The organism is Streptomyces sp. NPDC058145 (genome assembly GCF_042884245.1).
GTDB lineage: Bacteria > Actinomycetota > Actinomycetes > Streptomycetales > Streptomycetaceae > Streptomyces.
In genome coordinates this window covers 54,915-71,742 of the sequence record NZ_JBHVUH010000014.1, presented here as the reverse complement: position 1 = coordinate 71,742, position 16,828 = coordinate 54,915, and the positions used below count along the sequence as shown (strand labels likewise).

Genomic DNA, 16,828 nt, shown 5'->3' with positions numbered 1-16,828 from the left:
TCGCCGGCATGACGTGGACGATCGCCCCGGAACCCTACGACTCCCCGGCCGCCGTCGCCCTGTGGCGGGCGTACTACACGGAGGTCAGCGACCGCTGGTACCTGCTGCACGAGGGACGTCGCACCGCGCCGGAGGAGCTGGAACGGGAGATCGCGGCCCACACCGGCACTGAACTGTCCCCGCCCAGCGGGCAGTTGCTGCTCGGCCGGTACGCCGGTGAGCCGGCCGGTTCGGCGGGCGTACGGCTGCTCGGCCCGGACACCGCTGAACTCACCCGGGTGTTCGTGCTCGAGGGGATGCGCGGCCGGGGCGGCGCGGCGCTCCTGGTCGCCGCGGCCGAGGAGGCCGCCCGCGCCCTCGGCGCCACGGCGCTGGTCCTCGACACCCGCGGCGACCTGGTCGAGGCCCGCGCCCTGTACGCCCGGCTCGGCTACACGGAGACGGCACCCCACAACGACGACCGGTACGCCGAGCACTGGTTCCGCAAGGAACTCCCGAGCACCGTCAACCGGCTCTGAGCACCGTGCCGTTGTGCGGCCGCTCGCGTTCCGAGCCGCACAGTTCGCCGGTCAGCTCCTTCACCAGCCGGGTGAGGTCGGTGGACCGGCCGGGTTCCCACCAGTCGCCGAGCAGTTCGGCCAGGGAATGCTCGCGGGCCCCGGCGAGCCGTTCGGCGACCTCGCGGCCGGACGCGGTCAGCACCAGGTCCAGGCCCTCCCGCTCGGCCAGGCGCCGCTCCTCGACCTGGCGGGCGGCGGCCAGGACGGCCTGCAGCGGCACGGGACAGCGCTCGGCGAGCACCCCGGGCTCCACCGAGCCGTACCTGCGGATGCGCAGCAGCAGCCAGCTCGCGGCGGGCAGCAGGTCGTATCCGGCCCGCTCGGTGATGTCCCGGTAGACCTCGCGGCGCCCCTCACGGGTGCCGAGCACGGACAGCGCACGGCTCACCTCGTCGTGGGAGGAGCGTTCCACCGGGTTCGGCGGGATGGTCTCGGAGGCGTCCGGCGCGGTGACCGAGCCGCGCAGCCGGTCCTCCTTCAGGAACCACGCCAGGAGGAAACCTAGGACGGCGACCGGGGCGGCGTACAGGAACACGTCCGTGATGGCGGACGCGTACGCGTGCAGGGCCGCCGGGCGCAGCGGGGGCGGCAGGGCGGCGATGCCGCGCGGGTCGGCCTTGAGGGCGTCGGGCGTGGCACCGGGCGGCAGCCGGACGCCGCGGAAGGCGTCGGTGAGCTTGTCGGCGAGGCGGCTCGCGAAGACGGTGCCGAAGATGGCGACGCCGAAGGAGGCGCCGATGGAGCGGAAGAAGGTGACGCCGGAGGTGGCGACGCCCAGGTCCTCGTAGGACACCGCGTTCTGCACGATGAGGATCAGGACCTGCATGACCAGGCCGAGGCCGAGGCCGAAGACGAAGAAGTAGGCGCTCATCTCGGCGGTCGGACTGTGCTCGTCGAGCCGGTGCAGCAGGAGCAGGCCGATGGCGGTCACGGCGGTGCCGGCGATCGGGAACACCTTCCAGCGGCCGGTGCGGCTGACGATCTGCCCGGAGACGGTGGAGGACAGCAGCAGGCCGATCACCATCGGCAGCATGTGGACACCGGACATGGTCGGGGAGATTCCGTGCACGACCTGCAGGAAGGTCGGCAGGTAGGTCATCGCGCCGAACATGGCGAAGCCGACGATGAAGCTGATGACGGCGGCCAGGGTGAAGGTGCGCAGGCGGAACAGCTTGAGCGGCAGGACCGGTTCGTCGGCCCGGCGTTCCACCGCGACGAAGGCGACGGCGAGCACGACCCCGAGCACGGCGAGCCCGATGATCTGCGGCGAGTCCCAGCCCCACGTCGTGCCGCCGAGGGAGGCGACCAGCACCAGGCAGGTGGCGACCGAGGCGATCAGGACGGTGCCGAGGTAGTCGATGACGTGGCGGGCGGCCCGGCGCGGGATGTGCAGGGCGGTGGCGATCACCGCGAGGGCGACGACGCCGACGGGCAGGTTGACGTAGAACACCCAGCGCCAGCTCAGGTGCTCGGTGAACAGCCCGCCGAGCAGCGGCCCGAGCACACTCGCGGCGCCGAACACGGCGCCGAACAGGCCCTGGTACCGCCCGCGTTCCCGTGGCGGCACGATGTCGCCGACGATCGCCATCGACAGCACCATCAGGCCGCCGCCGCCCAGCCCCTGCAGCGCCCGGAAGGCGATGAGCTGCGGCATGTTCTGCGCCATTCCGCACAGCGCGGATCCGATGAGGAAGATGACGATCGCGGCCTGGAACAGCTTCTTGCGCCCGTACTGGTCGCCGAGTTTGCCCCACAGCGGGGTCGCGGCGGTGGAGGCCAGCAGGTAGGCGGTCACGACCCAGGACAGGTGCTCGAGCCCGCCCAGGTCACTGACGATCGTGGGCAGCGCCGTCGCCACGATGGTCTGGTCGAGTGCGGCCAGCAGCAGCCCCAGCAGCAGGGCGCCGATCGAGACGAGCGCGTTGCCGGAGACGTGCTCGGCGGCCGTCACGTCCTTCGCCGTGCCGTGCGTGTCCAGGGCCATGGAGACCTCCCGGGGGCTCGATGCACCTCTTCCATCCTGAGCGGTGTCGCCGCTTATGGCCCGTTGAGTCCTGTGGTTGTGGAGGAAGTCTGCATATCCTCTGAAGCTCGCGAGGGGACGGGGCGAACACATGACGGAGTCGAGCGGCCACACCTGCCCGGAGTGCGGTGCGCCCAGAGGGCCGGACAACACACCGTCGTGCGACTGCACGGAGCGGGCGTCCGAGGCGCTGCGCGAGACGCGCACGGCCGAGGCGGCCGCGGCTGAGGAATTCGACTCACTGCGCATACGGCCGTACGTGGAGGTGGGGGGCCGGGACGGGGGCGGGGACGGCTTGGCCGAACCGGCCGAGAAGGAGGCCTTGCCGTACGGGGCGGCCCTGCCGGACGGGGAAGCCTCGGCGGACGCCGCCCGGGCGAGCGGGCCGGCCGCGGAGGGCGCCGCATCGCACGGGCCCGGCAGTACGAGGGACTTACAGCCGCTCGGGGACTTCGGCGCTGAGCCGTTCCCGGCCCCGACAGGACCCGTCGGCCGTACCCGCCGACGCCGTACCGCCCTGCTGTGCGTGGCGGGCGCCGGTGTGGTGGTGGCCGCCGTGGGTCTCGCGAGCGGGCTGTTCTCCTACCAGGAACCGACCCGGGACCGGACGGCACCGGAAGTACGGGAGAGCGTGCCGGACGAGGCGCCGACGTCGCCGGGTTCCGCCTTCTCCTCCCGGCCCGCGTCCCCGTCGGCCGCCGGCCTCCCGGCGCCCACGCCCTCCTCGCCCGGGACGGCCCCCTCGGCGTCCGGCAGCGCCTCCCGTCCGGCCCCCTCGGGCACGGCGTCGGGCAGCCCCGGCCCGACCGCCACGGCGCTGGTCCTGCGCCGTGGCGACCAGGGCCTGGAGGTCATCGACCTGCAGACCCGGCTGAGCGCGCTGAACCTCTACCCCGACCACATCGACGGTGTGTACACGCGCCCGGTCGAGGACGCCGTGCGCACGTATCAACTGGCCCGCGGCGTCCAAGGCGACACACTCGGGGTCTACGGCGCGGCGACCCGCGCGAAGCTGGAGTCGGAGACCTGGTAGCCGCGACCCTCTGGGACGTTCCACAAGAGGGCGCCTCGGGCCAGACCGCGGCTCAGGCCAGGTGCAGCCGGATCGTTCCGTCCCCGGCGGGTTCCACCCGGACTCCGGTCAGGTCCGGCACCACGACGTCCGGCCCGTGCGAAGCGGCCCGCGCCCCCACGCCGACGACCCGCATCCCCGCGGCCCGTCCGGCCGCGATACCGGCCCCGGAGTCCTCGAAGACGACACAGTCCGCCGGGTCCACGCCCAGTTCCGCCGCGCCCTTGAGGAAGCCCTCGGGGTCGGGCTTGCTCGCCCCCACCGACTCGGCGGTGACGCGCACGTCGGGCAGCGGCAGCCCCGCGGCGGCCATGCGGGCGGTGGACAGGGCGACATCGGCGGAGGTCACCAGGGCGTGCGGGACGCCGTGCAGGGAGGCGAGGAAGGCACCGGCGCCGGGCACCTCGACCACGCCGTCCATGTCGGCGGTCTCCTCGGCGAGCATGCGGGCGTTGTCGGTGAGATTCCGCTCCACCGGCCGCTCGGGCAGCAGCACCGCCATCGAGGCGTGGCCCTGCCGTCCGTGCACGACCTTCATCACCTCGTCGCCGTCCAGCCCGTGGCGCTCGGCCCAGCGCCGCCAGATGCGCTCGACCACGGCGTCCGAGTCGACGAGGGTGCCGTCCATGTCGAGCAGGAGGGCCCGGGCGGTGAGGACGGTGGGCGTGGCGGTGGCCGGCATCGGCAGCTCCTCCCTGGGGCTTCCCAGAGGAACGGAATGAAGGGGCAGGGCTGGGCGGGGTGGGGCGGAGACAAAACGGCCCCGCCCGCCGGTCAGGGAAAACGGGCGGGAGCCACTTTGTTTCTCCACGGTACAAAACATGTCGCGGTACCGCCACCACCGCCACCGAGGGTTCACCGTGCGTTCGCTCAGCCGGCGACGGCCTCGTACAGGCTCCACACGCCCAGACCCAGCATCAGCAGCGCCGCGATCCGCGTGATCAGCCGCAGCGGCACCCGCTTCATCAGGGCCTTTCCGCCGACGATGCCGAACCCGGCCACGGCCCACAGGCCGAGGACCGCGCCGAGGCCGACGGACAGCGGGTCGTCGTATCGGGCGGCGAGGTTGGCGGTCATGATCTGGGTGAGATCACCGAACTCGGCGACCAGGATGAGCATGAAACCGGTGCCGGCGACCCGCCAGAAGGACTGGTCGGCGGGCTTCTTGATCTCTTCCTCGCCCTCGTCCTTCTTCAGCAGCAGCATCGCCGCGCCACCGAGGAAGAGCACACCGGTGACCGCGTGCACGATCTGCTGCGGGAGCAGGGTCAGCACGCTGCCGGCCGCGACGGCGAGCACGACGTGCAGCAGGAAGGCGGCGGCGACGCCCGCGAAGACGTACGAGGCGCGGTAGCGGGTGCCGAGGACGAGGCCGGCGAGCGCGGTCTTGTCCGGCAGTTCGGCGAGGAAGACGACGCCGAAGACGAGCGCCGTCACGGTGATGCTGATCAAGGTCCCTCAATCGGTCGGGGCTGCCCCACCGAGAGTGCTGTACCTCACAAAGGACACCTCGGCACGGCAGCGCACTCGGCGCCCGCGCCTCGGGGGCACGGGCGTGCACTGCTTGCCGAAGGTCTCGCTGGACGGTCCGCGCGGGATCCGCCTCCGGGCGCCGGCTCAGGCTCGCTGAGCAGTATGTCGACGGTCCGGCGAAGAGCTACTCCCCTTCTGCACCGTCCATCGTACGGGATCGAAAGTTCGGCCCTGAACCTTGTCGTGTCATGCACACGACACTAACTTCTAACCGAGCGCTCACCAACCGGCAATACGGCAGCGCGAGCATTCCCACACCCGCGCTCCAACATCCCCACCCCACAAGGGAGTTCGCATGTCCCGGTTCTACGCGCGTCGACGGCTGAGCATACTCGCCACCCTCAGCGGACTGGTAGCCTCCGTCGCCCTGTTCAACGCGCCGAGCGCCTCCGCGGCCCTGCCCACGCCGGTCAGCGGCGCCACGGCCCGCAGCTACCTCTCCCAGCTGACCGTGGCCACCGAGAACCGCACCGGCTACAGCCGCGACCTGTTCCCGCTCTGGATCACCATCAGCGGCACCTGCAACACCCGCGAGACGGTCCTGAAGCGGGACGGCACGAACGTCGTCACCGACTCCTCCTGCGCCGCCACCAGCGGCAGCTGGTACTCCCCTTACGACGGCGCCACCTGGACCGCCGCCTCCGACCTCGACATCGACCACCTCGTGCCGCTGGCCGAGGCCTGGGACTCCGGCGCGAGCAAGTGGACCACCGCCCAGCGGCAGGCCTTCGCAAACGACCTGACCCGCCCGCAGCTCCTCGCCGTCACCGACAACGTCAACCAGGCCAAGGGCGACCAGGACCCGGCCACCTGGATGCCGTCCCGCACCGCGTACCGCTGCACGTACGTCCGTGCCTGGGTGCAGGTGAAGTACTACTACAACCTGTCGGTCGACACGGCGGAGAAGTCCGCGCTGACGAACTACCTGGCGAGCTGCTGACCGCCGGCCCCCCACAGCCCTCTCCGGCCGCCACGAACAGGCGTCCGGGGAGGGCGGCGGTCAGCGCCCGACCGGGGACCACAACCCCGCGCCCGGACCGCTACGCCGGTCGCCGCCGCACCAGGAACCCGGCCGCCGCACCCGCGCCGACCAGCGCGGCCACCGATACGCCGGTGGCCAGCCAGGTGGCACCCAGCCAGCGGGCGCCGAAGTAGCCGAGGGCGACGCTGTAGGCGGCCCAGGACAGACCGGCCAGCGCGGACCAGGGGACGAAGTCACGGGCCCGGCGGTGCGCCGCGCCCGCGCAGAAGGACACCACCGAGCGGCCGGCCGGCGCGAACCGGGCCAGCACCACCAGGGCCCCGCCGCCCCGGGACAGCGCCTCGCCGAGACGTTCCTGCGCGACGGTCAGCCGACGGGAGCGGCCTATCGCCCGGTCCAGGCGCTCCCCGCCCCGCCAGGCCAGCCGGTAGGCCGCGAAGTCACCGAGGAGCGAGGCGGTCGCGGCGGAGAGGATCAGGGCGAGGATGTCCGGCACCTCGTGCGGGACCCGTCCCGTCGCGGCACCCGAGCCCGCGGCCGCCGCCGTGGCCGCCGTGATGACGAGGACACCGCTCGGCAGCACCGGCAGGAAGACGTCGAGCAGCACCGACAGGGCCACCATGACGTAGATCCATGGGCCGGCGGCCAGCGACCCCAGGCTCTCCCACACGACTACTCCCCGTTCCCCCGTGACTCCCCCCTGACAGCCGTACAGCGTACGCCGCGGGTGTGACAGGAGGTTCTCAGGGGGCGCACGTGATCGTCACCCCGTTTTTCACGCCCTTCACACCGAGCGGGCCCGACGCGCCCCACCCCGCGCGAGGGCGGGGTGGGGCGCCGTGTCCGTATGCCCTGCCGAGGCACCTTGATGCAGTGCCCCGGTGAGCGGATCAGGCCGCTATCGGGGCCTGCTCGGCGGACGGCTGCCGCGTCGTGGCCGTACGCCGGGTGACCAGCCGGTCCAGGCCGAAGGCACCGGAACCGGTGAAGACCAGCAGCAGGAACGACCAGCAGAACAGGACCGACAGCTCGCCGCCGTTCTGGATGGGCCACAGGGCGGCCTGCTGGTGGACGTCGAAGTACGCGAACGCCATCGAGCCCGAGGCGACCAGCGCGGCGCCACGGGTGCCGAGGCCGAGCAGGACGAGGCCGCCGGCGACGAGCTGGATCACCGCCGCGTACCAGCCGGGCCAGGTGCCGGCCTCGACGGTCCCGCCGTGGGTGCCCATGGCACCGCCGAGGACGCCGAACAGTGAGGCGGCGCCGTGCACGGTGAACAACAGGCCGGCGATTACGCGGAACAGTCCGATGGCGTACGGCTGAGCGGAGTTGAGACGTGCGGACATGAGGGGGGTCTCCTCTTCGGTTCGGTCGGGCCGGCCGGGGACGGGCCGGTCGTGGGGGCGGCGGTACCGAATGGAAACCCAGGTTAGGTGCACCTAATCGATGCTTGCAAGTTCAACATTTGGCCATGGTTCCACGCCCGCTCGGGGCGTCATTCCGGCCGCGACCGCACGTAGCGGGACCCCCCGGCGCCGCGACATGGACCGAAAGTGTGACCGAATCCACTCCCTGCACGGCTACCCATCGCCGCCACTCGGCTCACGCCGGCCACGGCGAACTCCGCATCAACCCCTCTGCAAGGAAAGGCATGTGACGGCCCGTCAGGCGAACACCCCGAACTCGACGCGGGCAGCCCGGCCCCGACGCGGGCAGCGCGGCCCGCCCGAGCGGCGACCGGCCGGCCGCCCGGGGCACCCGGGAGCGCGCTCTACTCCGCCGCCGTCCGCACGGCCCGCCCCCGCACCTCCAGTCCCCCGAGCAACTCCGCCGTGGCCTCCGCCACGGCCTCCACGGCTCGCTCGAACACCTCTCGGTTGTGAGCCGCGGGCGCCCGGAACCCCGAGACCTTCCGCACGTACTGCAGTGCGGCGGCGTGAATGTCGTCCTCAGTGGCCTCATCGGGCAGTACTGGCGGGCGCAGCGTCTTGATACTCCGGCACATGCCCCCAGTCTCACGCAACGCGCACAGCCCTGCGAGGATCACGCCGAAGGCGGCCACCGACCCACGGGGCCGACCGACGAGAGGAACTCCCTCATGACGACGAAGCAGACCGGGAAGGCCGGACAGGCCGAGAAGACGGAGCAGCCGGAGCGGACGAGGCGGACCGTGGCCGTGCTGGGCCCCGGCGGCGTCGGCGGCCTCCTCGCCGCCCTCCTGTCCCGCTCCGGCCACCGCGTCATCTGCCTGGCCCGCGAGGACACGGCCGACACCCTGCGCACCGGCGGAATCCAGGTCCGCAGCCGCCAGTTCGGCGACTTCACCGCACCCGTGGAGGCCGACACCGAACTGCGCGAACCGGTGGACGCCTGCCTGATCACCGTCAAGCACACCGGCCTGGACGACGCCCTCACCCGCGTCCCGCCCGCCGCGCTCGGCGACGCCCTCCTCGTACCGCTCCTCAACGGCGTCGAGCACCCCGCGACCCTGCGCGCCCGCTACCGCCCCGACCTCGTGGCCCCGGCGGTGATCCGGGTGGAGACGACCCGGACCGCGCCGGGCGTGCTCGAGCACGACAGCCCCTTCACGGAGATCGACCTGGCGAGCCGCACCGCACCCCGGCCGCGCCTGGACGCGCTCGCCGCGGCCCTGTCCGGCGCCGGCCCCGCCACCCGGGTCGTCGAGGACGAGACGGCGGCGCTGTGGGCGAAGATGGCGTTCCTCGCGCCCCTCGCCCTGCTCACCACGCGGTACGGCCTCCCCCTCGGCGAGGTGCGCACCCGGCACGACGAGGAACTGCGGTCGCTGGTCGCCGAGACGGCCGCGGTCAGCCGCGCCTGCGGCGCCCACGCCGACCCGGCCGGGGCCCTGGCCCGGTACGCCGCCTTCCCGGGCGCCACCAAGTCCTCCATGCAGCGCGACGCCGAGGCGGGCCGTGCGCTCGAACTCGACGCCATCGGCGGGGCGCTGCTGCGCGCCGCGGACCGGCACGGCGTACCGGTGCCGGTGGCGGCCCGCCTTGTCGGGGAGCTGCGCGAGAGCGGCCACTGAGCCGATCACCCGTTCGACTGAACCTCGGGAACGATCTCGCCACCCTAAATCGAACAGGCGTACCATTGCCGCGTGGGTACGTCCTATGACTTTCCGAGTGACCTGCTCGCCGGTCAGGAGGAGCTGCACCAGATACGGGCCGAGCTGTCGGCCCTGCTGAGGCGGCTCCCCTGGTCGGTCGAGCCGCTGGACGGCTTCAGCGACGACAGCGGGTGGCGCAAGATCGAGCGGTCCGCGTCCCCCGGGTGGACGGAGGACGAACAGGCGGAGGTGGAGAAGCTGCGGCAGCGGGAGCACGAGCTCGCGGTGTTCGTCAGCACCCATCGCTACTGGTCGGACCTCACCGGCCCGGACCGCGTGGACGCCCGGAGCAGGCTGAAGCACACACCCGAGACGCCCGAGAAGGAGCGGACGGAGCAGGGCTGACGCGCGCCCCGGGCAGCGGGTGCGCACGGGAGGACCCCGGCGGTCATGCCGCCGGGGTCCTCCGTTCCCGGCCCGGCAGGGTCGAGCCGGGCCGGGTCCGCCGGGCGTCTACGGGCGTCTACGGGCGTCTAGGCGAACACGACGAGATAGCCGTTGCCGCCGTTGCCGCCCCTGGTGCCCGCGCTGCTCGCCGGAACACCGCCGTTGCCGCCGTCGCCCCCGCTGCCGTCCCCCACGGGGGGCGCGACGATGCCGTCGACCGCGGCCCCGCCCGCGCCGCCGGCCGGACCGGAGCCGGACCGCCCGTTCGCGCCGGTCCGGTTCACCGCGACGGCGCTGGTGCAGTAACCGCTGCCGCCGGGACCACCGGCACCCGGTGTGCCGGGGGCGGTCAGGCCGGCCCCGCCGGCGCCGCCGCCCCCACCGCCGGTGGCGGTGAGCAGGGTCGTGTGGCTCGGGGACGTGAAGGTCGTCGAGCCGCCGGCCGAGCCGTTGGTGCCGCTCTGGGTGGCACCGCCCCCGTTGCCGCGAGTGCCACCGACACCCAGGGTCACCCTGTACTGCTGACCGGGGTTGACGTTGAGAACGCACCAGGTGAAGCCGCCGGCACCGCCTCCCCCGCCACCGCCACCGGCCCGCGTCCCGACGGCACCGCCTCCGCCACCGCCACCGCCGCCGGCCCCCCAGGCCTGCACGTGGATCTGGGTCACCCCCCGGGGCGGCGTGAAGGTGCCGTTCGCGGTGTACTCCCGCACCCCGTGGATGACCTCGGGCAGCACCGGCCCGGCACTCGGCGTCGGACCGCCGGCCGCGTGCGCGGCGGGCGAGAGCGCAAGCACCTGACCCGTGAGCGCGGCCGCCATCGCGGCGGAGCTGAAAAGGACCCGGCACCGGACACGGGACCGTCGGGCAGTGACGTTCGGACCGTTCACGTGTTGTCTTCCTTCCCCGCGGCGGGCCCCACAGCTGTCGCGAAGCATGAGAGGGGAGAACTGGGGAGCACTACAGAGCGGCCCGCAAGCCCATCGCACTTCCACCGCGCGGCCCCCGCACCCCGGCGAGGCGCCGATTGACCCGCGCAGGTGATCACCGGGTCCGGCCGGGCGACAGACCCACCCCGATGCCGAAGCCGCGACGCCAAAGCCGAAGGCCCAGCCCCCCCGCGGGGGGCTGGGCCTTCTCAAGTCCACATGGTGGGCGCGGACGGTTTCGAACCGCCGACATCCTGCTTGTAAGGCAGGCGCTCTACCCCTGAGCTACGCACCCTGGAACAGGTCGACAGCCTACATTGTCCCCGCGGCGGCCCGGCAAGCCCGAGCGGGCGTGTGGGCAGGCAGGCCGCACTTTCCGCCCGGTGTGCGTTCCGGGCGCGGTCGGTGAAAGTCCCGGAGTGTGCGGCGAACTGATCGGCTCGTGTGTTCGTCTTCAACAGGTGGGAGAATGACACCAGATAGGGCGGACCACAGCACGGGAGAGGGATGTGAGGGCGACATCGGGCACGCCATCCACGCAGTCGTACCCGCCGTCGCCGACCGGACGAACCCGGCGTGGGTCCGCGGGGGTGCGTGACGTCCTGACGCTGATGAGTGTGCCGGTGATGGTCGCGCTGGTGCTGCCGGCCGCGTTCGCCGGGGGCGGCACCCGGCGGTGGTTCGGCGGGCGTGCCGAGAGTCAGCGGGCCGAGGCGCAGGCCGCGAAGGACGCCGCGGCCGCCGCGTTCTACGAACTGGACACCGCCCAGCGGGATCTGCGGATCTCGGTGGAGACCATCACGGCCGTCGACGACTCCCCCGCCGCCCGGCGCGCGGTCGCCGACTTCGAGGCGCTGGGCGCGCGGATAGACGAGGTCAGTCAGCGCTACATCCAGGCCGTCGACGCCCATGACCTCGACCGCGACGGTCTGGAGGCCGCCACGGCCGCCCGGGCGCGCGGCGAGCTGACCACCGCCAAGGACGAGCTGGTCCGGGTCAAGCAGGAGCTGGACCGTTTCGGCAGCTCGCTGGGGCCGTTGCTGGGCAAGGCCGAGACCCAGCTGGCCCGGCTCGCGCCGGCCGTGGAGCGGGCCCGGCAGGCGCTGCTGGGTGCGAGCAACGCGCTGGACGCCGTTCGTGGGAAGGGTCTGGGGGCGGATGATCTCGCCGCCCGGCTCGCCGCGCTGTCGCCCGAGCTGACCAGGCTGAACCAGGGCGCCGGGCAGCACGGGGTGCCGCAGACGCTGGAGCGGGCCGAGCGGGTGCAGCGGGAGGCCGCCGCGATCCGGGTCGAGGCCGAGCGGCTGCCGGAGCGGGCGGCGGAGATCGATCACCGGCTGGTCAGTCTGCGTACCCGCGCGCAGGCGCTGACCACCAGGGCGGGGCAGGTCGACCCGGTGCTCAGTGAGTTGCGGCGGCGGTTCGCGGCCGCGTGCTGGCAGGATCTGCAGCAGGTGCCCGCGCAGGCCGCGGAGAATGTGCGGCACGCCGAGCTGAAGCTGCGTGAGGCGCAGGCGGCGCGGGAGGCGCAGCGGTGGCCGGACGCCACGTCGCTGCTGTCGACGGTGCGGGCGCTGCTGAACAGCACCGACGAGGCCGTGTCGGCCGCCGGTGACCGGCTCGCCCGGCTGAACGCGGTGCAGAAGGATCCGCAGGCGGAGACGGAGCGGACCCGGTTCGCGATCCGGGATGCCCAGCGGCTGGCCATGACGGGGCGTACGACGCCCGATCCTCGGCATGCGCGTCCGCTGGACGACGCGGTGGGCCGGCTGGAGCGGGCGGTCGGGTCGCTGGAGGGGCGGCACCCGGACTACTGGCACTTCCTGACGGAGCTGGAGGCGGTGCGGCAGACGGTGGCCGGTGTGGTGTCGCGGATCCGCGAGGAGCGCGGGGGCGGCGCGGGCCGCTGAGCCGCCGGGTGTCCGGTGTGGCCCCGGGGCGCTGATCCGTGTGGTGGCGGTTCGGGGTGGGCGGGCGGATGCTGGAGGCACGGATGGCCTCCGCTAGCGCCCGACAGGAGGCGGATATGGCCACACACGCAGTGCACACGAGGCCTCGACGGCAGATCAGGTTCGACGAGCACCTGCCCGTCGACCACCGGCTGAACACGGTCTACCGCATCGGAGCCGGCCTGATCGGCGCGTTCCTGCTCGTCTTCGGCATTCTGGGGCTGATCGACCAGATCGGTTTCTTCAACACCGGCGGTGACAGGGTCATCGGGCTGAACACCAACGGCACGCTGAGTGTGCTGTCCATCGTCGTCGGGGTGATCCTGCTGGCGGGCATGGTGATCGGCGGGAACGTGGCGTCCACGCTGAACATGGTGTTCGGGGTCCTGTTCCTGCTGAACGGCTTCCTGAACCTCGCGCTGCTGGACGGCGACTACAACTTCCTGGCGTTCCGCATCCAGAACGTGATCTTCAGCTTCATCGTGGGTCTGCTGCTGATGACCTTCGGCATGTACGGCCGGGTCGGTTCGACCCTGCCACCCGACAATCCGTACTACCGAGCCCGTCATCCCGATCCGGCCACCGAGCCTCCGGGGCGTGAGCACGAGACCGGCACTCCGCCGGTGACGATGCCGCTGCCGGGTAAGGAGGAGGGCCGGTCCGACCGCCCCGGCCTGCGGTGAGTCCGGGGCGGGTGCCGGTTACTCTGGGCGCATGCCTCGCTATGAGTACCGTTGCCGTACCTGCGGTGACACTTTCGAACTGAGCCGTCCGATGGCGGAGTCCGCCGCCCCCGCCGCCTGCCCGGCGGGCCATGACGACACGGTGAAGCTGCTGTCGACGGTGGCCGTGGGCGGCACGGCCGGCGCCCCGGCCGCGGCGCCGAACCCGGGCGGTGGCGGCGGCTGCTGCGGCGGGGGCTGCTGCGGCGGGGGCTGCTGCGGCTGATCAGCGGGACGGGCCGGCCGGTGTTTCGCCCCGGGCGGCCCGCAGGAACTCCCGGGTGATCCGTTCGCCGGCGAACACGCCCCGTTCCGGCAGGGTGGTGATGGCCGGTGCGGTCCACTGGCTGTCGGCCAGTTCGCCGTGTCCGGGTCGCCAGCCCCGGTCGGCGGCGAGGAGCAGGTCGGCGTCGAGGAGGGAGTCCCCGGCCGCCAGGGTCAGCTCGGCTCCGGTGCGCCGGGCCACTTCGCGTACGGCCGCGCTCTTGGTGAGCGGCTTGGGGACGGCGTAGATCTTGCGGCCCTGGAGGGAGACCGCCCAGCCGCGGTTCTCCGCCCAGGCCGCCAGTTCCTTGACCCAGTCGTCGGGCAGCAGTTCGCGCTCGACGACGAGGTAGGCGAAGAGGTCCTCGGCGATCCGGTGCTTGCGCAGCCAGACGGGGTCGGCGGTCCGCATCAGGTGCTCGCGGATCTCGTCCAGCGGCGCGCACTCGTCGGCGAGGCGTGCCAGTACGCGCGCGTGCCAGTCGTGGTCCGTGACCCCGTCGACCAGCAGATGTCCGCCGTTGGCGCAGATCGCGTAGGCCGGCTGGGGGCCGGGCAGGTTGATGCGCTGGTACTGCTTGCGGGTCCGGGTCGTGGTGGGCACGAAGACGGCCGCGTCGCCGAGGTCGGTGAGCAGCTGGGCCGCCGTCTCGGTCATGTAGGACAGCGGTCTGCTCTCGTGGACCTCCACGCAGAGCAGGCGGGGGGCCCGTGCGTCGGGCATGGTCAGGGCCAGGGCCGCGGCGGAGTAGATCAGCGTGCGGTCGAGGTCGCTCGCCACCAGTACCGGCATCAGGCGCTCACCGCCAGGCCGTCGGCGCCGGTGGCGCCCCGGGTGTACTTGGGGTGGATGAGTCCGACGCAGGTGTAGGGCAGTTCGCCGACCTCCTCGACCGGTACGCCACGCTGTTCGGCGAGCAGGCGTACGTGGTCCAGGTCGGGGCCGGCGCCGGCCTTCGCGAGGATCTTCCAGGGCACGCGGCGCAGCAGTACCCGGGTGGTCTCGCCGACGCCCGGTTTGACGAGGTTCACGTCGTGGATGCCGTACTCCTCGCTGATCCGCTCGACGGCCTGCCAGCCGGCCCAGGTGGGGGTGCGGTCCTCGGTCATGAGTTCCTTCACGGCGCTGTCGACGGTGTCGGTGGTCTCCGGGAAGCGGGCGCAGACGGCGTCGAGGAAGGCCATGGAGGCGTCGGCGCCGGCGAGTTCGCGGTAGAACTTCGCGCCGTGGAAGTCGTCGGGCCCGACCAGGTCGGCGCGCAGGACCGTGCGGGAGATCAGGCCGGAGACCGTGGAGTTGAGGCAGGCGGAGGGGATGAGGAAGTCCTCGCGGGTGCCGTAGGTGCGTACGCAGGAGCCGGGGTCGGCGAGTACGGCGATCTCCGGGTCGAAGCCGGTGACGCCCTCGGCTTTCTCGAACTCCTCTATCGCCTGGGCGAGTTCGCGGGTGATGGCGCCCTTGCCGGTCCAGCCGTCGACGAAGACGACGTCCCGGGGGTCGTGGTGGGCGGCCAGCCAGCGCAGCGCGTTGGCGTCGATGCCGCGGCCGCGGACGATGGAGACGGCGTAGTGGGGGAGGTCGAGGCCGTGCCGGAACTGGGCCCAGCGGCGCATCAGGATGCCCACGGGGGTGCCGGCGCGGGCGAGTGAGACCAGTACGGGGCGTGGCGAGCCCTCGTTGAGGACGGTCTCGGTGACGACTCCGACGGCGTGCGCGATCCGGGCGGCCGAGTCGTCCAGGGCGGCGTGGAACAGCCGCTGGTACTGCTCGCTGGGCTGGTACTCCACGGGGAGCGACTCTGCGTAGTGGGCCCCGCCGCTCTGGATGGCCTCCTCCCGTTCCTCCGTGGGCGCCTCGAGGGTGACGTCCGAGAGGTCCTGCAGCAGCCAGCCGACCTCGTCGGGCGGGTACGAGGAGAAGGCGGGGCCGCGGAGGGGCTCGGGCAGCATGGCCGGCCTTTCGGGGGTGGTGACGGGGGACGTGGGGACGTAGGAGGGGATGACGGCTAGCAGGACGTGCGGGGTGTGGGCGGCGAGGCGGGCCGCCAGGCCGTCGCCGGCGTGCAGTGCGGGGGTGTCGGCGACCGAGTCGACCACGGCGACGACGGCGTCGAAGCCGGCGCCCGCGACGTTGTAGGCGTACCGCTCGCCGGGGCCGTCGGCCGGGTCGTCGTGGGCGGGGAAGACCAGGCGGGTGCGGATCGCGTAGCCGGGGTCGTCGACGGCGAGGACGGGTGAGCGGGTGGTGGTGGAGAAGCGCACCTGGGTCTCCGGGGCGATCTGCTCCACTTCGCGGGCGAGGCGCAGCGGGGCGTACATCAGTTCTTCGAAGCCGAGCACGAGGACGTGCCGGGCACCGGTGGGCAGCGCTTCGGCGACCCGGGCCGCCATGGCGGGCAGGGCGGCTTCCAGGCGGGCGCGGTGCGCGGGTGTGAAGCCGTGCCGGCCGCCGTCGGGCAGGCCGTGGGGCCAGCGCAGGTCGACGCGGGAGATCCGGCCGTGGGGCGGTTCGGGCGTCTCGTCGGGCCTACCGGTCTCGTGCTGTGCGACCAGCTCGCGGCCCTTGTCGAGGACGTCGTCGGGCAGCCGTACGGTGCCGGAGGCGGCGGCGATCAGGTCGACGCGGGCGCCGATGCCGTCCGCGAACCGCTGCAGGCGAGCGGTGTCCTCGGGTGAGCGCATGTCGACGAGGGCGACCACCACGTACCGCTCGCGCGGGTAGCGGGCGTGCAGGTCGCGGATGGTGTTGAGGACCGTGTTGCCGGTGGAGAACTCGTCGTCGACCAGGACCAGCGGGCCGTCGCCGGCCAGCAGGGCGGGGTCCTCCGGGAGCAGCAGGTGGGAGGTGGCGTGGGAGTGGGATTCCTCGAAGCCGCCGGCGGGGGCGATGCCGGTCACGGGGCGGCGGGTGGAGTGCAGGTACGGGGCGAGGCCCAGGCCGTCGGCGACCGCGTGGCCGAGGCCGGTGGCGGTCTCCGCGTAGCCGAGGACGACGGCGGAGGCGGCCGGTGTCTCGCCGAGCAGCGCGCGGACCCGGCGGCCCAGCCGGAATCCGTGGCCGTAGACCACGGACGGCGACTGGGGTACGTGCTTGCCGAGCACGTTGGAGACCAGGAGGTGGGCCCGCTTGGGGTTGCGGCGCAGCGCGAGTCCGAGCAGGGCCGGCAGCCCGTCGTCGCCCTCCAGTCCGACTCCGAGTCGCTCGGCGACCCAGCTGCCGGACCAGACCCCGTCGTTCACTGCGTTGTTCATGCGTTCCTTGGGTTGGGAGGGG

General features: G+C 72.9%; 17 protein-coding genes and 1 tRNA gene. 8 read left to right on the top strand and 10 right to left on the bottom strand.

From position 1 onward, the window contains the following. Positions 1-8 precede the first annotated feature (8 nt). Positions 9-518, top strand: a complete 510-nt coding sequence (locus ACFVVO_RS29280) for a GNAT family N-acetyltransferase (RefSeq protein ID WP_390058839.1) — start codon at positions 9-11, stop codon at positions 516-518. On the opposite strand, the gene ACFVVO_RS29275 is transcribed toward ACFVVO_RS29280, so the two are convergent. Further along, positions 505-2,544 (bottom strand): DHA2 family efflux MFS transporter permease subunit, encoded by a 2,040-nt coding sequence (locus ACFVVO_RS29275; RefSeq protein WP_390058837.1) that lies wholly within the window; start codon positions 2,542-2,544, stop codon positions 505-507. The two genes, ACFVVO_RS29280 and ACFVVO_RS29275, sit on opposite strands and share 14 nt — an antisense overlap. Positions 2,545-2,674: 130 nt before the next feature. Between ACFVVO_RS29275 and ACFVVO_RS29270 the strand changes: the two genes are divergently transcribed. Then, positions 2,675-3,616: a peptidoglycan-binding protein gene (locus tag ACFVVO_RS29270; RefSeq protein ID WP_390058835.1), complete on the top strand. Its 942-nt coding sequence runs from the start codon at positions 2,675-2,677 to the stop codon at positions 3,614-3,616. Positions 3,617-3,668: 52 nt separating this feature from the next. Here ACFVVO_RS29270 and ACFVVO_RS29265 read toward each other — a convergent pair whose 3' ends face one another. Together ACFVVO_RS29265 and ACFVVO_RS29260 are read right to left on the bottom strand one after the other, a co-directional pair. After that, positions 3,669-4,337 carry an HAD-IA family hydrolase gene (locus ACFVVO_RS29265; RefSeq protein WP_390058833.1) on the bottom strand — a complete coding sequence of 223 codons (669 nt, stop codon included), beginning with the start codon at positions 4,335-4,337 and terminating at the stop codon, positions 3,669-3,671. 188 nt (positions 4,338-4,525) lie between these two features. Next, on the bottom strand, positions 4,526-5,107 hold the full coding sequence (locus ACFVVO_RS29260) for a TMEM165/GDT1 family protein (protein ID WP_390058832.1): 582 nt from the start codon (positions 5,105-5,107) through the stop codon (positions 4,526-4,528). A 376-nt stretch (positions 5,108-5,483) separates the two neighbouring features. On the opposite strand from ACFVVO_RS29260, the gene ACFVVO_RS29255 reads away from it, so the two are divergent. Beyond that, positions 5,484-6,128: an HNH endonuclease family protein gene (locus tag ACFVVO_RS29255; RefSeq protein ID WP_390058830.1), complete on the top strand. Its 645-nt coding sequence runs from the start codon at positions 5,484-5,486 to the stop codon at positions 6,126-6,128. A 100-nt stretch (positions 6,129-6,228) separates the two neighbouring features. Here the strand turns inward: ACFVVO_RS29255 and ACFVVO_RS29250 are convergent, their stop codons facing one another. The 3 genes from ACFVVO_RS29250 to ACFVVO_RS29240 all read right to left on the bottom strand — a co-directional run bounded on the left by ACFVVO_RS29250 (position 6,229) and on the right by ACFVVO_RS29240 (position 8,175). Next, positions 6,229-6,792, bottom strand: coding sequence for a DedA family protein (locus ACFVVO_RS29250; protein WP_390059099.1), 564 nt, complete (start codon positions 6,790-6,792; stop codon positions 6,229-6,231). A 268-nt stretch (positions 6,793-7,060) separates the two neighbouring features. Beyond that, positions 7,061-7,516, bottom strand: coding sequence for a DoxX family protein (locus tag ACFVVO_RS29245; RefSeq protein ID WP_390058828.1), 456 nt, complete (start codon positions 7,514-7,516; stop codon positions 7,061-7,063). A 425-nt stretch (positions 7,517-7,941) separates the two neighbouring features. Beyond that, positions 7,942-8,175 (bottom strand): DUF2277 domain-containing protein, encoded by a 234-nt coding sequence (locus ACFVVO_RS29240; RefSeq protein WP_360663416.1) that lies wholly within the window; start codon positions 8,173-8,175, stop codon positions 7,942-7,944. A gap of 93 nt (positions 8,176-8,268) precedes the next feature. Between ACFVVO_RS29240 and ACFVVO_RS29235 the strand changes: the two genes are divergently transcribed. Both ACFVVO_RS29235 and ACFVVO_RS29230 read left to right on the top strand, forming a co-directional pair. After that, positions 8,269-9,222, top strand: coding sequence for a ketopantoate reductase family protein (locus ACFVVO_RS29235; protein WP_390058826.1), 954 nt, complete (start codon positions 8,269-8,271; stop codon positions 9,220-9,222). 72 nt (positions 9,223-9,294) lie between these two features. After that, positions 9,295-9,648 (top strand): hypothetical protein, encoded by a 354-nt coding sequence (locus tag ACFVVO_RS29230; RefSeq protein ID WP_390058824.1) that lies wholly within the window; start codon positions 9,295-9,297, stop codon positions 9,646-9,648. A 128-nt stretch (positions 9,649-9,776) separates the two neighbouring features. On the opposite strand, the gene ACFVVO_RS29225 is transcribed toward ACFVVO_RS29230, so the two are convergent. Beyond that, positions 9,777-10,511 carry a hypothetical protein gene (locus ACFVVO_RS29225; protein ID WP_390058822.1) on the bottom strand — a complete coding sequence of 245 codons (735 nt, stop codon included), beginning with the start codon at positions 10,509-10,511 and terminating at the stop codon, positions 9,777-9,779. A 328-nt stretch (positions 10,512-10,839) separates the two neighbouring features. Then, positions 10,840-10,914, bottom strand: a tRNA-Val gene (locus ACFVVO_RS29220). A gap of 214 nt (positions 10,915-11,128) precedes the next feature. On the opposite strand from ACFVVO_RS29220, the gene ACFVVO_RS29215 reads away from it, so the two are divergent. The 3 genes from ACFVVO_RS29215 to ACFVVO_RS29205 all read left to right on the top strand — a co-directional run bounded on the left by ACFVVO_RS29215 (position 11,129) and on the right by ACFVVO_RS29205 (position 13,516). Then, positions 11,129-12,529: a hypothetical protein gene (locus tag ACFVVO_RS29215; RefSeq protein WP_390058820.1), complete on the top strand. Its 1,401-nt coding sequence runs from the start codon at positions 11,129-11,131 to the stop codon at positions 12,527-12,529. 116 nt (positions 12,530-12,645) lie between these two features. Beyond that, positions 12,646-13,251: a DUF4383 domain-containing protein gene (locus ACFVVO_RS29210; protein ID WP_390058818.1), complete on the top strand. Its 606-nt coding sequence runs from the start codon at positions 12,646-12,648 to the stop codon at positions 13,249-13,251. A gap of 31 nt (positions 13,252-13,282) precedes the next feature. Then, positions 13,283-13,516 carry a zinc ribbon domain-containing protein gene (locus tag ACFVVO_RS29205; protein WP_390058816.1) on the top strand — a complete coding sequence of 78 codons (234 nt, stop codon included), beginning with the start codon at positions 13,283-13,285 and terminating at the stop codon, positions 13,514-13,516. Here ACFVVO_RS29205 and ACFVVO_RS29200 read toward each other — a convergent pair whose 3' ends face one another. Continuing rightward, positions 13,517-14,347 carry an HAD family hydrolase gene (locus ACFVVO_RS29200; protein ID WP_390058814.1) on the bottom strand — a complete coding sequence of 277 codons (831 nt, stop codon included), beginning with the start codon at positions 14,345-14,347 and terminating at the stop codon, positions 13,517-13,519. Beyond that, positions 14,347-16,806 carry a phosphoribosyltransferase gene (locus ACFVVO_RS29195; RefSeq protein ID WP_390058813.1) on the bottom strand — a complete coding sequence of 820 codons (2,460 nt, stop codon included), beginning with the start codon at positions 16,804-16,806 and terminating at the stop codon, positions 14,347-14,349. The genes ACFVVO_RS29200 and ACFVVO_RS29195 overlap by 1 nt, the downstream gene beginning before the upstream one ends. Between the last annotated feature and the right edge of the window lie 22 nt (positions 16,807-16,828).

Bases quoted from the DNA above. Each gene is read 5' to 3' on its own strand.
- ACFVVO_RS29280 (WP_390058839.1), top strand. From the start codon at position 9: ATGACGTGGACGATCGCCCCGGAACCCTACGACTCCCCGGCCGCCGTC.
- ACFVVO_RS29275 (WP_390058837.1), bottom strand. From the start codon at position 2,544: ATGGCCCTGGACACGCACGGCACGGCGAAGGACGTGACGGCCGCCGAG.
- ACFVVO_RS29270 (WP_390058835.1), top strand. From the start codon at position 2,675: ATGACGGAGTCGAGCGGCCACACCTGCCCGGAGTGCGGTGCGCCCAGA.
- ACFVVO_RS29265 (WP_390058833.1), bottom strand. From the start codon at position 4,337: ATGCCGGCCACCGCCACGCCCACCGTCCTCACCGCCCGGGCCCTCCTG.
- ACFVVO_RS29255 (WP_390058830.1), top strand. From the start codon at position 5,484: ATGTCCCGGTTCTACGCGCGTCGACGGCTGAGCATACTCGCCACCCTC.
- ACFVVO_RS29250 (WP_390059099.1), bottom strand. From the start codon at position 6,792: ATGGTGGCCCTGTCGGTGCTGCTCGACGTCTTCCTGCCGGTGCTGCCG.
- ACFVVO_RS29245 (WP_390058828.1), bottom strand. From the start codon at position 7,516: ATGTCCGCACGTCTCAACTCCGCTCAGCCGTACGCCATCGGACTGTTC.
- ACFVVO_RS29240 (WP_360663416.1), bottom strand. From the start codon at position 8,175: ATGTGCCGGAGTATCAAGACGCTGCGCCCGCCAGTACTGCCCGATGAG.
- ACFVVO_RS29235 (WP_390058826.1), top strand. From the start codon at position 8,269: ATGACGACGAAGCAGACCGGGAAGGCCGGACAGGCCGAGAAGACGGAG.
- ACFVVO_RS29225 (WP_390058822.1), bottom strand. From the start codon at position 10,511: ATGGCGGCCGCGCTCACGGGTCAGGTGCTTGCGCTCTCGCCCGCCGCG.
- ACFVVO_RS29210 (WP_390058818.1), top strand. From the start codon at position 12,646: ATGGCCACACACGCAGTGCACACGAGGCCTCGACGGCAGATCAGGTTC.
- ACFVVO_RS29205 (WP_390058816.1), top strand. From the start codon at position 13,283: ATGCCTCGCTATGAGTACCGTTGCCGTACCTGCGGTGACACTTTCGAA.
- ACFVVO_RS29200 (WP_390058814.1), bottom strand. From the start codon at position 14,347: ATGCCGGTACTGGTGGCGAGCGACCTCGACCGCACGCTGATCTACTCC.
- ACFVVO_RS29195 (WP_390058813.1), bottom strand. From the start codon at position 16,806: ATGAACAACGCAGTGAACGACGGGGTCTGGTCCGGCAGCTGGGTCGCC.